The 13,745-nt window shown below is 66.2% G+C and carries 12 protein-coding genes; 8 read left to right on the plus strand and 4 right to left on the minus strand.

Annotated features, from left to right (window positions below; translation table 11 throughout):
- Positions 1 to 18 precede the first annotated feature (18 nt).
- The gene (locus tag ACVJ5M_RS12155; protein WP_063981515.1) at positions 19 to 582 is read left to right on the plus strand and encodes an NUDIX hydrolase; all 564 of its coding nucleotides are present in this window, start codon (positions 19 to 21) and stop codon (positions 580 to 582) included.
- 303 nt (positions 583 to 885) lie between these two features.
- Here the strand turns inward: ACVJ5M_RS12155 and ACVJ5M_RS12160 are convergent, their stop codons facing one another.
- Together ACVJ5M_RS12160 and ACVJ5M_RS12165 are read right to left on the minus strand one after the other, a co-directional pair.
- Positions 886 to 2,349 carry a FecR domain-containing protein gene (locus tag ACVJ5M_RS12160; protein WP_354097265.1) on the minus strand — a complete coding sequence of 488 codons (1,464 nt, stop codon included), beginning with the start codon at positions 2,347 to 2,349 and terminating at the stop codon, positions 886 to 888.
- A gap of 436 nt (positions 2,350 to 2,785) precedes the next feature.
- Positions 2,786 to 3,571 carry a DUF2147 domain-containing protein gene (locus ACVJ5M_RS12165; RefSeq protein WP_354097207.1) on the minus strand — a complete coding sequence of 262 codons (786 nt, stop codon included), beginning with the start codon at positions 3,569 to 3,571 and terminating at the stop codon, positions 2,786 to 2,788.
- A 190-nt stretch (positions 3,572 to 3,761) separates the two neighbouring features.
- On the opposite strand from ACVJ5M_RS12165, the gene ACVJ5M_RS12170 reads away from it, so the two are divergent.
- The 4 genes from ACVJ5M_RS12170 to ACVJ5M_RS12185 all read left to right on the plus strand — a co-directional run bounded on the left by ACVJ5M_RS12170 (position 3,762) and on the right by ACVJ5M_RS12185 (position 7,221).
- A complete protein-coding gene (locus tag ACVJ5M_RS12170) occupies positions 3,762 to 4,622 on the plus strand; it encodes a DUF2147 domain-containing protein (protein WP_063981518.1) in 861 nt (286 codons plus the stop codon).
- Positions 4,623 to 4,752: 130 nt separating this feature from the next.
- Positions 4,753 to 5,085, plus strand: coding sequence for a hypothetical protein (locus tag ACVJ5M_RS12175; protein ID WP_063981519.1), 333 nt, complete (start codon positions 4,753 to 4,755; stop codon positions 5,083 to 5,085).
- Between the two features lie 341 nt (positions 5,086 to 5,426).
- On the plus strand, positions 5,427 to 6,632 hold the full coding sequence (locus ACVJ5M_RS12180) for an extensin-like domain-containing protein (RefSeq protein WP_063981520.1): 1,206 nt from the start codon (positions 5,427 to 5,429) through the stop codon (positions 6,630 to 6,632).
- A gap of 1 nt (position 6,633) precedes the next feature.
- Positions 6,634 to 7,221 carry a histidine phosphatase family protein gene (locus tag ACVJ5M_RS12185; RefSeq protein ID WP_063981521.1) on the plus strand — a complete coding sequence of 196 codons (588 nt, stop codon included), beginning with the start codon at positions 6,634 to 6,636 and terminating at the stop codon, positions 7,219 to 7,221.
- A gap of 18 nt (positions 7,222 to 7,239) precedes the next feature.
- Here the strand turns inward: ACVJ5M_RS12185 and ACVJ5M_RS12190 are convergent, their stop codons facing one another.
- Both ACVJ5M_RS12190 and ACVJ5M_RS12195 read right to left on the minus strand, forming a co-directional pair.
- A complete protein-coding gene (locus tag ACVJ5M_RS12190; protein WP_063981522.1) occupies positions 7,240 to 7,581 on the minus strand; it encodes a DUF6665 family protein in 342 nt (113 codons plus the stop codon).
- Between the two features lie 54 nt (positions 7,582 to 7,635).
- On the minus strand, positions 7,636 to 8,271 hold the full coding sequence (locus ACVJ5M_RS12195; protein WP_063981523.1) for a TetR/AcrR family transcriptional regulator: 636 nt from the start codon (positions 8,269 to 8,271) through the stop codon (positions 7,636 to 7,638).
- 199 nt (positions 8,272 to 8,470) lie between these two features.
- On the opposite strand from ACVJ5M_RS12195, the gene ACVJ5M_RS12200 reads away from it, so the two are divergent.
- From ACVJ5M_RS12200 to ACVJ5M_RS12210, 3 genes are all read left to right on the plus strand, one after another.
- Entirely contained in the window at positions 8,471 to 9,781 is a 1,311-nt protein-coding gene (locus ACVJ5M_RS12200) for an HlyD family secretion protein (RefSeq protein WP_063981524.1), read from the plus strand.
- Between the two features lie 29 nt (positions 9,782 to 9,810).
- Positions 9,811 to 11,394 (plus strand): DHA2 family efflux MFS transporter permease subunit, encoded by a 1,584-nt coding sequence (locus ACVJ5M_RS12205; RefSeq protein ID WP_063981525.1) that lies wholly within the window; start codon positions 9,811 to 9,813, stop codon positions 11,392 to 11,394.
- A gap of 499 nt (positions 11,395 to 11,893) precedes the next feature.
- Positions 11,894 to 13,693 (plus strand): ABC transporter ATP-binding protein, encoded by a 1,800-nt coding sequence (locus ACVJ5M_RS12210; protein ID WP_063981526.1) that lies wholly within the window; start codon positions 11,894 to 11,896, stop codon positions 13,691 to 13,693.
- Positions 13,694 to 13,745 lie beyond the last annotated feature (52 nt).

Genomic DNA, 13,745 nt, shown 5'->3' on the forward strand with positions numbered 1-13,745 from the left:
TCGACACGGAATGTTGTGATGGCGCGGGCGCCGGTGATGGCGGCGGGTGGTATTGTGCTGCGGCGTGGCGCACCGCCGCTGGTTGCGGTCGTGCGCCAGCGCAAGCGCAACGAATGGGTTTTGCCCAAGGGCAAGCTCGACGACGGCGAGACGCCGAAGGAAGCCGCGCACCGCGAGGTGCTGGAAGAGACCGGCCACGATGTGGCCATCCACGAATTCCTCGGCACGCTCGTCTACCAGTCGGGAGGGCGCTCCAAGGTCGTGCATTTCTGGCGCATGGAGGCCGAGGGCGGTCCCGTTCGCAAGCTGATGAACGACATCAAGGCGGTCGACTGGCTCACGCTGGAGGATGCGCTCGCGCGCCTGTCGCGTGAATATGAGCGCGCGTTCCTGGTGCAGGTCGGTCCGATCGCGCTCGCGGCGGCCGGGCTTGAGCCTACGCCGGTGCCCGAGCCGGCGCCAGCAACCGACGACATCGATGTAGCTTTGCAGACGCTGACGCCCGCCGAAGCCGCGTCAGTTGGCGAGCTGCCTCATGGGCTGTTGCAGAAGGTGAAGGCCTGGCTGCGGGGAGAGGCGTAAATTGTCTTCACGCTGCTCTGCTCGCGAGTTTGGAAACATCCGCGAGCTAGCAAGTTTGTGGGAGCCTTAGTTCCCTCCAAGTCGTCATTGCGAGTGCAGCGAAGCAATCCAGAGTCCCTCAGCGGAAAGATTCTGGATTGCTTCGCTTCGCTCGCAATGACGGAGGAGAGGGCCGCGCACTCGACGTCGGCCCTCATGGTGAGGAGCGCGCACCGCGCGCGTCTCGAACCATGCGGCCCGACTGTGGCCTCGCCCTTCGAGATGCTTGCTTCGCAAGCTCCTCAGGGTGAGGGGAGGCACCGTTCACCGCCGCTCTTTCTTCTCCTTCGGAGCGGGCGCCGGTCTGCGCGGTGCTGCGGGACGTTGCGCGGCGGGGAGGCGCTGCTGGAATCCGCCCTGGCGCTGGATGCCGCCTGGCTGCTGAGCCGCGGGCGGCTGGCCCGGCTGCAATCCGGTGCGCGGCGTTTGCGGCTGCGGCGCCGTGCCCGGCTGTGACGGCACGACTCCGCCGGGCTGCGCCGGGGTCTGTCCGTTTCGCTGTGGCTGCGTCTGCAACGCGCCGCCGGGCTGCGTGCCTTGTCCAGTACGCGGCGCACCTGCCGGCTGTCCCGCACCTTGCTGCTGACCTGGTTGCTGCTGGCCCTGCTGCTGCTGGCCTCGCTGCTGCTGACCCTGGCCCGCGCGCGGCGTACCCGGTTGCACGGCGCCGCCTTGTCCTTGCCGCTGCGGCGGCTGCGCGCCCTGGCGGCCCGGCGTGCCCGGCTGCTGCTGGCCCGGACGGTTGTTCTGGCCGGGCTGGCCGTTCGGCCGCTGCGGCTGCTGACCGGGTGCTGTCGTCGGCCGCAATTGCTGCTGCTGCGGTGGCTGGGTCGGCCGCGGAATGCGGCTGATTGCGGTCGGATTGGCACGGCGGAAGTCGCGCTGCTCGGTGACGATCTGCCGGCCCGTGGTCTGCGCCAGATGCACCTGGCTGACGAAGCCGCGGTCGCGCGTGATCTGCTGCGGAGCGATCGTGATCGGCACGGCGGCAAAGCGCATGCCGCCTGTGCCTCCGGCGCCCGGGCGGATCGCAAAACCGCTTGCGGCCTGCGTCAACGCGCCGAGTCGCGTGCCGCTGGTGCGATCGTTGACCTCGATGTGGCCGACCCGGCCGTCGGCGTCGGGATAGAGCTTGATGTTGACGTTATTCGCAGCACTGGCCGCCGCGCCTTCGGGAACGTCGACGACGCCGGTGGTGCCGCGGATGCCGAGCGTTGCGGTCGGCGTTGCGATCTTCATGTCGCCGGTCTTCGCCACGGCTGCCGCAACGAAGGCAACGGTGCCCTTGCCGATGTCGAAGATCGCCGAAATTTGCTTGCCGCCGTCCTCATAGACGTAATTGTCGATGGTGATCTTGGCGCTGGCGGAGAGGTTGAACGTGGTGGCGTCGTTGAAGGTGATGCCGAGCGAGGAGTTCGACGAGGTCTGCACGACGTCGTTGAGATAGATGTCGTCGCGCACGCGCAGCGGATACGAGTTCTTGTCGCGGACCACGGTTGCGATCCCCGTCACGGTCGCGACGTTGCCGATCGGCTCGACGGCAGCGGGTTGCGCGTCCGTGGCGGGCGCAGGTGAAGCCGACGGCGTCGGGGACGGGGTGGGATTTGGCTGCGCTTGGGGCTGGGCCTGCGCAAGCTCGATTGCATCGGATGCGAGCGCCACGCTCGCGCCGGCCAGCGGCAACGCCAGCAACGGAAGCGCGAAGACGAAGCGGCGCCAAGCCACCATTGATGTCACGAGGAAGTCCCGGTGAGAGCGCGAGGCGAGATCGGCCGATATCAGCCGGGGTTAGCTGAATGGCGGATGAACATGTGTCGCATGGACGGGGCGAACGTTCAAACGGCGCTCTCTCCCCTCATGGTGAGGAGCGCGCCCTTGCGCGCGTCTCGAACCATAGAGGCCCAGCTGTTGATTCGGGCCTCGCCCTTCGAGACGCCTGCTGCGCAGGCTCCTCAGGGTGAGGGGATAGAGTTTGCTTGCTTGTGGCGCAGTGTCTCTCGGATCGTCATGGCCGGACTTGTTCCGGCCATCCACGCCTTGACGCGCGGTACTGAGAACGTGGATGCCCGGGCCTTCTCCTCGCCGAAGCGGCTTCGGCCGCGCAGGCGGGACAAGCCCGGGCATGACGATCATTGTGCACCTGTCGAGGATGACATCGTTGATGTCAGCTCACGCGCTTCCAGGTCTGGCCGCCGCAGAACATGCCGCCGAAGGCGCAGCCCTGCACGCGCATCGCATTCGGGCCCTTCATCGCGATCATGGAGTCGTAGTTGCGGCCGGAGTCGGGATCGTGGATGCGGCCGCTCCACTTCGCGCCGTCGGGCTTCATGTTGATCAGGATGCGCTCGTTGGACTTCACGGCGTAACCGCAGAGATTGGCGCTGCACTGTTCGACGCGGACATTGCCCTTGTTCTCTTCGGTCGCCCAGACGCCGATCGGCGTATTGGCGGCTTGCACGGGCGCGGCAGCAACCGGCGCCGGAGCGGGCGCGGGAGCAATCGCGACCGGTGCGGGCGCGGCAACGGGAGCCGTGACCGGCGCGGTGTTGTCGTAGCCGGCGGCCGGAGCGGCGGCAACCGTCGTGGCGGGCGCCGCGGGGGCGGCGACAGCAGGCGCTGCCGGCGCGGTCGCCTGCAGCGGCGCCTGTTGCACGGGCTGCTGCTGCACCGGAGCCGGCGCGGGCTGCGCGGTCGTCGTGGACGGAGCTGGCGTGGTGTCGTCGTCGTCCTTGGAGCCGCCGAGGCCCTTGAGGTTGATGTTGTTCAGCTTGATCGGCTTGTCCGACAGGCCCGGTGCGACGATCGTCACGCAATCGAGCGAGGCGCAGTTGGGCGGCGTCTCGATGCGGATGTGCTGGCCTTCGATCTGGAACGCAATCGAATTGCCGGCATGCGCGGCGGCGGTCGAAGCGAGGAAGAGCGCGGTGGCGGCGATGGTGAGCTTGTTCATGGCAACCTCTGAAAATTGTGCCGGTCTGAACTGGTGTCGCTGGTGGATGAAGCGTGGTTCGATCCTACGCCGGGCCTGTCCCGCCTTCTGTGATGGACGTCACAACGGACCGCGTCGGCTGGGTGAGGCAGCGCACATTCAGCGGCAAGTCAGCCCGCGTAACCTCGTCGCGACACAGAGGGAGGCACCGATGAAGCGGCTTGCGACATCGCTTGGCACATTGATCGCTTTGGCGGCGATGGCGTCGTCAGCCCAAGCCGGTTCCTACACCTTCTCGATCGGCGGCCACCGGTTTCATGTCGAGGCGCCGCGGAATTGCCGGTCTGCTTCCTGCGTGTCGGTTTCATCCAATCGCAGGTTCCGGCCGACGAACGACGTCGACACGACATCTGCTCCGCCGCCCGCGGTCGCGCCGTCGCAACCGGCTTGTCCGGCAGCTCCGGTCAGGCCGGCGCCAGCGGCCGTCGTCGTGACACCGCCCGCGCCGCCCGCCCCCGTCATGGCCGCTGCCACATCGCAGCCCGTTGTCTTGCCGCCGCCAAGACTCGAGGCGCCGAGCCCCGATCCGCCGAGAGTTGAGCTGCCGCGCATGGATCCGCCGAAGACCGTCCTGCTCGATCCGCCGCGCATGGAGGCGACGGCCGTCGCTCCGAGGCCCGACGAGACTTCATCGATCGCCCAGGTCAGCGATAACGAGCCGGCTTATTCGCCGCTCGGCGAATGGGAGAGCGCCGGCGCCAAGGGCACGGTTCGCATCGAACGCTGCGGCGCCGCGCTGTGCGGCTATGCGCTGACCGAAGCCTTGAGCCGGGGCGAAAGCGTGCTCGTCAACATGAAGCCGAAAACGCACGAGGCCTGGACCGGCAGCATCTACAGCCGTTCCAGCGGCAGCACCTATTATGGGACGATGACGCTGACGGCTTCCGGCAGGCTCCGCGTCGAAGCCTGCGCGCTCGGCCACTTCTGGTGCTCCGGCAACGACTGGACGCGCGTCGAGGAGCGGCAGCAGAAGGTGATCACGACATCACGGCAGTGGGGCGCAAGGTCGTAGCGTTTCTTTTACCCTCCCCTCCAGGGGAGTGTGGCAGCTTGCCCCTGTCCAATTTGTAATCGTCCTGCACCGAACCTGCTTCTCGCTTGCACGCGACCGATGGCTGATGACGCATGCAAGGAGAGCCAACATGAAACGTTTAGGCCTCATCGCCGCGCTGCTGATCGGCTGCGCGATCCCAGCCCACGCCGACACCGACATCTGGAACAACATGCTGAAGCAGCAGCGCGGCGACGATGCGCTGCATGTCGACAGCGCGTTCTGCGACGCGCAGCTCGGCGCGCCGCAGAACGGCACGGTGACCTCAGCGCAATACAAGCGCTGCATGCGCATGCGGGGCTGGCGCTTCAGTCATACGGATCGCGAGAAGGACGACGGCTATCCCGATCCCGATAATCCCGGTCTCGTCTGCCACGACTTCAAGATCGGCGGCGTCACGGGATCGTCCTGCTCGAATTTCTGAGCACGGCAATAGGTTCGACGGCCGGATGATCCGGCGCCGCCGGGCAATCCCGTGATGCGGTCGGTGATGTCTCTAGATCATGCCGAGCACGATGGCGCCGACAAAGGCCATGGCGAGGTACGCGGTAACAACGCTCAGTCTCCCGGCGAACGTCATAAAATCGCTCCCGCTGTTGCCCCCGTGCGAGCGCATTATAGTTAACAGAGAGTCTCTTTCCGAAAAAGTCAGCCTTGCTTCCGCTGCTGCCGGGCGGCGTATGCGTGTGCGCGCCGGTATGGTTAAAGAACACTAAAAATCAACACGTTGAAGAGTCTTTAAGTAAATTCACCGAACGTACGTGCATGACGCGCGGAGTTCGTTTGTATCTCGTCGGCTCCATCGTCCTTGTTTCGCTGGCGGGTTGCGGACGCGGCTTTTTCCAGGCCGAACGTGAACCGTGGCGGGCCGAGGCCGAGGCCGCATGCCTGAAATCGGGCGCGGTGAAAGAGGGGCCGGATCTCGTCCGCATCGACCCGATCTCGGGCCCCGGCATGTGCGGTGCCGAGTTCCCGTTGAAGGTCGCTGCCATCGGCGAAGCCTCGAGCAGCTATGGCTTTGCCGACGAGGAACTGCGCCCGCCGGGGAGCATCGGCAACCAGCCGCGGTGGCCGGTGACGCAGCCGCGATCGAACCCTCCGCAGAGCCAGAACTATCCCTCAGCCTCCTACCCGCAGCGGTCGAACTATCCCGAGAGCGCGGTGCGCCAGCCCTCCGGCTATGGCAACGCGGCCGGCCCGATGTCGCTGAACGCGCCCGGCGTGGCACAGCAAGAGGACGAGATCGACCTGCCGCCCGAAGGCACCGATGCCGCGGGCGCCGCACGCTACATGAATGCGCCGAGCTATCCGGCGCGGCCGGCGCCGTACTCGCAGGCGCCCGCGCAGCAACCTTTGCCGCGTCTTGGTCCGGCGCAGGGCAATCCCGTCATCGCCGTCGGCCCCGTCGCGATCAAGCCGACCGCGACGCTCGCCTGCCCGATCGTGTCCGAGCTCGATCGCTGGCTCGCCGACACCGTGCAGCCATCGGCGATGCGCTGGTTCGGCGCCCGCGTCGTCGAGATCAAGCAGATCTCCGCCTATTCCTGCCGTGGCATGAACGGCAACTCGCACGCCCACATTTCCGAGCACGCCTTCGGCAACGCGCTCGACATCGCCGCCTTCGTGCTCGCCGACGGTCGCCGCGTCACCGTGAAGGACGGCTGGCGCGGCATGCCGGAAGAGCAGGGGTTCCTGCGCGACGTGCAATCGGGCGCGTGCGCGCATTTCACCACGGTGCTCGCGCCGGGCTCGAACGTCTATCACTACGATCATATCCATGTGGATCTGATGCGCCGCGCCAGCCGCCGCCTGATCTGCCAGCCCGCCGCCGTCTCGGGCGACGAGGTCGCCGGCCGCGCCCAGCAGCGCAACCCTTACGCCGGTCGGCGTGATCCCTATGTCACGGGCTCGCTCGGAACGCGCAAGAGCGCGACGCGCAAGCAGGAAGAGGACGAGTACGCCGACGAGTAAGATGACCGCCGATATCGTCCGCTATCTCACCCATCCGCAGGTGCAAATCGATCCCGCCGTGCCGGTGCCGCAATGGGGCCTGAGTTCGGTCGGTCGCGCGCGCGCCGAAGCGCTGGCGAATGCGGGCTGGCTCGCGAGCACCACGCAGATCGTCTCGAGCGCCGAGCGCAAGGCGATCGAGACCGCGGAGATCATCGCAGGCCGCCTCGGACTCATGATCGAGATCCGCGAGGCCATGCATGAGAACGACCGTTCGGCGACCGGCTTCCTGAAACCGGCCGAGTTCGAGGAGGTCGCCGACCAGTTTTTCGCGCAGCCACATCTCAGCGTCCGCGGCTGGGAGCGCGCCGTCGATGCGCAGGCGCGCATCGTGCGCGAGACCGAGGCGGTGCTCGCCCGCAACCGTCCCGGCGATGTTCTCTTCGTCGGCCACGGTGCCGTCGGCACGCTGCTGTTCTGTCACCAAGCCGGTCATGCCATCGATCGCGTTCACGATCAGGCGGCCGGCGGCGGCAATTGCTTCGCATTCACCCGGGAGGGGCGCCGCGTCCTGCATGGGTGGCGCAAGATGGAAGAGATCGGGGCCTAGCTCCGGGGTGCCGGGCAGTCACTTCGAGGCCGGCTTCGACGGTGCGGGGACCAGCCCCATGCACCGCTGCACCTCGCCCGGAACGTTGTAGGTCCGCATGATATGGCGGCTGTCGCGCAAGCCGGTCGCCTCACGTTGCACCACGAGCATCCAGAGCGCCTGGCCGGCTTCCATCACCAGCTTGCGCCTCGCCGGTTGCATCGAGGTCGGCGTCTCCGCGTGCGCGTGCGCGGCGTCGAATTCGCGCAAGCGCGCAAGGCTCTGTTCGAGTGCACTGCCCATCCGTCCAAGCGCTGAGGCCTGTTCCTGGACGATCTCGTAATGGAGGATATCGACAGGCGGGCGAAGATCACGGGACATGGCGCTTAATATAGTGCCGCGGCAGCGGCCTGCGCAACGCGTGGCCCGCTGCTGCTACGTCGCGCGGTACGCCGCCAGAAACATCCGCGTCGCGCTGTCGACGACCTCGGTCATGCGCTCTTCCGAAGGCGCGGGCGCGGCCTGGAAAACGAACGGCAGGAAGAGCGAGGCCTTGCACAGCTCCATGAACTGCGACGCGGCAAGGTCGCAATCGTCGATCTTGAGATCGCCGGAAGCGACATGGATTTTGAGATATTCGGAGAGCCGGTTGATGGTCTTGTCCAGCACGCGCAGATAATAGCGGCGGCCCACGTCAGGCATGCGCTCGGCGATCGCCATCACGGTGCGGATCGCCGAACCGCCGCCGGGCCGGCACAGCAGATGGATATAGGCCCGGCCAAAATCCTTCAGCGTGGTCTCGGCGTCGCGCGCGGGATCGAAATTGAAAACGACCTGGCCGTGCTGGAGCGCCTCCTGCTCGAGGATGGCTTCGAACAGCGCGCATTTGTCGGCGAAGTAGACGTAGAGCGTGCCCTTGGAGACCTGCGCGGCGCGCGCGATCTCGCCCATGCTGGCGCCGTCGAAACCGAGATCCATGAACACCTTGCGGGCTCCGTCCAGGATCTGGCGGCGCTTGGAGCTGTCCTCCTCCTGGACGACGTGGAGATGTTCGCGGCCGGCTACAACCATTGGTTCAGCGTCTCGGAAGGTTTCTGGATCGGGCTCGACCCATGAAACCCAAATAAAGGATTCGGGCCAGTAGGGTCCTGCCCGGGAATATTATCTATGTTGACCGAACCGTTCGGTCAATGATATTTGGGATGGGCGAGAGGGAACCGGCCGCAGGACGGCCGTCCCTGGTCGCTGCTTTTTTGTTGGGGAGGCCTTTATGGCCGTATCGAGAGACCAGGCTGCGCGTGTCCTTCGCCAGGAAGCGGTGGAGACGACGCCGGGGCAGGCCGGCAGTGAAGCTGCGACCGAGAAATCCGTCGCCCTTGCCGAGCAGTTGCGCTCTCATGTGGCCGAGGAAACCAAGCGCCGCACCAATGAGGCGCCGGAGACGCCCGTGACCGACAAGCCGGCTGCACCCGCTGCCGCCGACGCGCCGAAGCCCGGCAAGCGCAAATTCGTCCTGATGGGTGTTGGCCTCGTGCTGGCGCTCGCGGCCGGGAGCTATGCCGGCTACTACACGCTGGTCGGCCGCTTCTACGTCGCCACCGACGACGCCTATGTCCGCGCCAACAACACCATGCTGGGCGCGCGCGTTGCCGGCCACATCTCTTCGATCCTCGCCGGCGACAACACGACCGTGCGCGCCGGCGACGTCGTCTTCCGCATCGATGACGGCGACTACAAGATCGCGGTCGATGCCGCCGCGACCAGGATCGCGACCCAGCAGGCCACCATCGATCGCATCGGCCGCCAGATTGCAGCGCTCGACAGCCAGGTTGCACAGGCCAAGGCGCAGCTCGTCTCGGCCGAGGCGGGCCTCAAGCGCGCCGATCTCGATTATGAGCGCCAGCAGGCGCTGAGCAGCAAGGGCTTTGCTTCGCGCGCCACGTTCGAAAGCTCGGAAGCCGGACGCGACCAGGGCGCCGCCGCGGTCAAGGCCGCCCAGGCCGCCTACGACGTCGCGGTCAGCAATGTCCACGTCACCAAGGCGCAGCAGGCCGAAGCGCAGGCGCAGCTCGCCGAGCTCAAGACCTCGCTCGCCAAGGCCGAGCGCGATCTCGCCTTCACCGCGGTGCGCGCGCCGGTCGACGGCACGTTCTCGAACCGCCTCGTCAGCGCCGGCGACTTCGTCGCGGTCGGCCAGCGCCTCGGCAACATCGTGCCGCTCGACGACGTCTATATCGATGCCAATTTCAAGGAAACGCAGCTCAAGCGCATCCGTCCCGGCCAGCCGGTGACAATCAAGGTCGATGCCTACGGCATGCGCAAGTTCTCCGGAATCGTCGACAGCATCGCAGCGGGCGCGGGCTCGGTGTTCACGCTGCTGCCACCCGACAACGCCACCGGCAACTTCACCAAGATCGTGCAGCGCGTGCCGGTCCGCATCCGCGTGCCGAAGTCGGTGGCGAAGCAGAACCTGCTCCGCGCCGGCATGTCGGTGTATGCGACCGTCGATACCAACAAGGGCGCGGCCGACGCCGACAGCGAGATCGATCTCGACGATCCCACCGCGATCCACCCGCAGTAGCCACAAATCGAGCGCTGCGAGGTCAGACCATGGCCAACGCCACCACCGCCTCACCCGCCATGATGGCGAACCCCGACTCGGAGCGCATCGCGCCGAAGCGGCTGTTCGCCTTCATCATCATGGTGTTCGGGATGTTCATGTCGATCCTGGACATCCAGATCGTCTCGGCGTCCCTCAGTGAAATCCAGGCCGGCCTGTCGGCAAGCTCCAGCGAGGTCGCCTGGGTCCAGACCGCCTATCTGATCGCCGAGGTGATCGCGATCCCGCTGTCGGGCTTTTTGTCGCGCGCTTTCGGCACGCGGCTGCTGTTCGCGATCTCGGCCGCGGGCTTCACGGCCTCGAGCCTGCTCTGCGGCTTCGCCACCACGATCGAGGAGATGATCCTCTGGCGTGCCCTTCAGGGCTTTTTGGGCGCCGGCATGATCCCGACCGTGTTCGCCTCGGCCTATACCGTATTCCCGCGCTCCAAATTCCACATCGTCGGTCCCATCATCGGGCTTGTTGCGACCCTGGCTCCCACGATCGGCCCGACGGTCGGCGGCTACATCACCGATCTGATGTCGTGGAACTGGCTGTTCTTCATCAACGTCGTGCCCGGCATCGGCATCACCCTGGGCGTGCTGGCGCTGGTCGATTTCGACGAGCCGCATTTCGAGCTGCTCGACCGCTTCGACTGGTGGGGCCTGCTCTTCATGGCCGGCTTCCTCGGCACGCTGGAATACGTGCTGGAGGAAGGTCCGCAACATGAGTGGATGCAGGACACGTCCGTTGCGATCTGCGCCTGGATCTGCGCGATCTCGGCCATCGCCTTCTTCTGGCGCGTCTTCACCGCGGCCGAACCGATCGTCAATTTGCGCACCTTCTCCAACCGCAATTTCGCGATCGGCTGCGTCCTGCAGTTCTGCATCGGCATCGGCCTCTACGGCCTGACCTACATCTATCCGCGCTATCTCGCCGAGGTGCGCGGCTACAGCGCCCTGATGATCGGCGAGACCATGTTCGTCTCCGGCATCACCATGTTCCTGGTCGCGCCGCTGGTCGGCCGTCTCATGGTGAAGGTCGACATGCGCTACATGATCGCGTTCGGCCTCGTCGTGTTCGCGATCGGCTCCTACCAGATGACATGGATCACGCGCGACTACGATTTCTACGAGCTGCTGGTGCCGCAGATCCTGCGCGGCATCGGCATGATGTTCGCGATGGTGCCGACCAACAACATCGCGCTCGGAACGCTGGCACCCGACAGGGTGAAGAACGCCTCCGGCCTGTTCAACCTGATGCGCAATCTCGGCGGCGCGGTCGGCCTTGCCGTCATCAACACCGTGCTCAACAATCGCACCGACCTGCACATCACCCGCCTTCAGGAGCGGGTGACCTGGGGCAATGCGACCGCGACCGAAACCCTGACCATGTTCATGCAGAAATTCCAGGGGCTCGGCGATTCCACGCTGATGGCGATGAAGCAGCTCAGCCAGATCGTGCACCGCCAGGCCGTGGTGATGAGCTTTGGCGACGCCTTCTTCGCGCTGACGCTGTTTTATCTCGGCCTCAGCCTGCTGGTCACGCTGCTGAGCAAACCGGCATCGATGACCGGTGGCGGCGACGCGCATTAGGCAAGCGGCTTACGAGGTGTCATCGCCCGCGGAGGCGGGCGATCCAGTACTCCGCGGCGGAAGTTGTGTGAGCTAACTATCGCCGCGGAGTACTGGATGCCCCGGTCAAGCCGGGGCATGACAGCGGAGATTGAGGCGGCGGTGATGCCGGACCAAGGCGCCACGCACCAAATTGCAACACTCGTCCGTGATCTTTCGGGAGCCCCGTTGCAAACCGGAAACGATACATCTATAAAGCGCACCTCATTGAAGCCAACCGGGGAGGGATTTGCATGATTTCGTCGCATTCGCAGATCGTACGCCCGCGCTCGATGATCGCCTGGTTCGGTATGTACGCGGCCTGTTAGAGGCCCCTTCCGCCAGATTCGATCGGGTCACGAGTCCCGATCTCTCCACTTCCCAAGTCAAAATCAGTTGTGAGTGACGCCGGTCAGCCCTCCGTGGCGGGCTTGCGTCCGTCGATGGAGCCGGCCCGCGCCGAAAGCGGCCGGATAATGTCATGACCTCTCTGTCAAAAAGGCCCGCAGCCATACGCGTGGTGCTGCCCTTCGTATTCCGGCACTGGCTGAAGCAGCCCGGACGCGGCCTGATCGTGGCCGGCGGCCTGCTGGGCGCAACCATCGCCGACCTGTTCATGCCGGTATTCTCCGGACATCTGGTCGATGCGCTGACGCGCGGCTCGTCCGATCCCGACGCGCGCCGCGCGGCGCTGGTCGCGTTCGGCGCCATCGTGGCGCTCGGTGCGGCCTCCGTGGTGCTGAGGTTGATCGGTCTCCAGGCGATCGTTCCGTTCACGCTCAAGATCATGTCGGATGTCGCCCAGGAGGCCTTCACGCGCGTCCAGCGCTTCTCGACCGACTGGCACGCCAACTCCTTTGCCGGCTCCACCGTGCGCAAGATCACCCGCGGCATGTGGGCGCTCGACCTGCTCAACGACACCATCCTGATGGCGTTGGCGCCGTCTCTGCTGGTGTTAATCGGCTCCATGGTCCTGATCGGCCTGCACTGGACGTCGCTCGGCGCGGTGATCGCGGTGGGCGCGCTTTTCTACGTCGCCATTACCGTGCTGTTCTCGACGCGCTACATCGCGCCGGCCGCGCGCGTCTCCAACGCGTGGGACACCAAGGTCGGCGGTACGCTGGCGGACGCGCTGACCTGCAACGCCGTGGTGAAATCCTTCGGCGCCGAAGCGCGCGAGGATACGCGGCTCGCCCGCGTCATCAACCGCTGGCGCGTGCGCGTGCGGCGGACCTGGTTTCGCTACAACTACACGGCCATGGCGCAGCTCTCGCTGCTGCTATGCCTGCGTGCGTCCGTGATCGGCGGCTCGGTGCTGCTGTGGATGTCCGGGCACGCCTCGCCCGGCGACGTCACCTATGTGCTGACGAGCTATTACGTCATCCACGCCTATCTGCGCGACGTCGGCATGCACATCAACAACCTCCAGCGCTCGGTCAACGACATGGACGAATTGGTGGCGATCCATGGCGAGCCGATCGGGATTGCCGATGCGGCCAGTGCGCGGCCGATCGCGATCGAGGCCGGCGAGATCGTGTTCGACGACGTCACGTTCCACTATGGCGGCCACCGCGCGCCACTGTATGACGGACTGTCGGTCACGATCCGCGCCGGCGAGCGCGTCGGCCTGGTCGGCCGCTCCGGCTCCGGCAAGACGACCTTCGTCAAGCTGGTGCAGCGGCTCTACGACGTCTCCGGTGGCCGCGTGCTGATCGACGGGCAGGACATCGCGCTCGCTACGCAGCAATCGCTGCGCAGCCAGATCGCGATCGTGCAGCAGGAGCCGATCCTGTTCCACCGCACGCTTGCGGAGAACATCGCCTATGGCCGGCCCGGTGCCAGCCTGGAGGCCATCGAGCATGCGGCGCGGCTGGCGAATGCGCACGACTTCATCCTGCGCCTGCCGAAGGGCTACGGCACGCTGGTTGGCGAGCGCGGCGTGAAGCTGTCGGGCGGCGAGCGGCAGCGCGTGGCGCTGGCGCGCGCCTTCCTGGCGGACGCGCCGGTGCTGATCCTGGACGAGGCGACCTCGAGCCTCGATTCGGAATCGGAGGCGCTGATCCAGCAGGCGATGGAGCGGCTGATGAAGGGCCGGACCTCGATCGTGATCGCGCACCGGCTGTCGACGGTGCGCAGCCTCGATCGGATCCTGGTGTTCGACCGCGGCGAGATCGTCGAGCAAGGCACCCATGCCATGCTCGCGAGCAAACCAGGGGGCATCTATCGCGGTCTGTTCGAGCGCCAGGTGGTGGAGCTCGGGCGCATCGCAGCGGCGGAATGAGAGGCGCGCGGCAGCGGGACGCAAGTCCCGCGGTCACGCCGTTAAGGATGGA

This window comes from Bradyrhizobium sp. S3.7.6 (genome assembly GCF_054061875.1).

Coding starts and splice junctions, on each gene's coding strand:
- ACVJ5M_RS12190 (WP_063981522.1), bottom strand. CDS start 7,581: ATGTCCCGTGATCTTCGCCCGCCTGTCGATATCCTCCATTACGAGATC.
- ACVJ5M_RS12195 (WP_063981523.1), bottom strand. CDS start 8,271: ATGGTTGTAGCCGGCCGCGAACATCTCCACGTCGTCCAGGAGGAGGAC.
- ACVJ5M_RS12200 (WP_063981524.1), top strand. CDS start 8,471: ATGGCCGTATCGAGAGACCAGGCTGCGCGTGTCCTTCGCCAGGAAGCG.
- ACVJ5M_RS12180 (WP_063981520.1), top strand. CDS start 5,427: ATGACGCGCGGAGTTCGTTTGTATCTCGTCGGCTCCATCGTCCTTGTT.
- ACVJ5M_RS12185 (WP_063981521.1), top strand. CDS start 6,634: ATGACCGCCGATATCGTCCGCTATCTCACCCATCCGCAGGTGCAAATC.
- ACVJ5M_RS12175 (WP_063981519.1), top strand. CDS start 4,753: ATGAAACGTTTAGGCCTCATCGCCGCGCTGCTGATCGGCTGCGCGATC.
- ACVJ5M_RS12170 (WP_063981518.1), top strand. CDS start 3,762: ATGAAGCGGCTTGCGACATCGCTTGGCACATTGATCGCTTTGGCGGCG.
- ACVJ5M_RS12160 (WP_354097265.1), bottom strand. CDS start 2,349: ATGGTGGCTTGGCGCCGCTTCGTCTTCGCGCTTCCGTTGCTGGCGTTG.
- ACVJ5M_RS12155 (WP_063981515.1), top strand. CDS start 19: ATGGCGCGGGCGCCGGTGATGGCGGCGGGTGGTATTGTGCTGCGGCGT.
- ACVJ5M_RS12210 (WP_063981526.1), top strand. CDS start 11,894: ATGACCTCTCTGTCAAAAAGGCCCGCAGCCATACGCGTGGTGCTGCCC.
- ACVJ5M_RS12165 (WP_354097207.1), bottom strand. CDS start 3,571: ATGAACAAGCTCACCATCGCCGCCACCGCGCTCTTCCTCGCTTCGACC.
- ACVJ5M_RS12205 (WP_063981525.1), top strand. CDS start 9,811: ATGGCCAACGCCACCACCGCCTCACCCGCCATGATGGCGAACCCCGAC.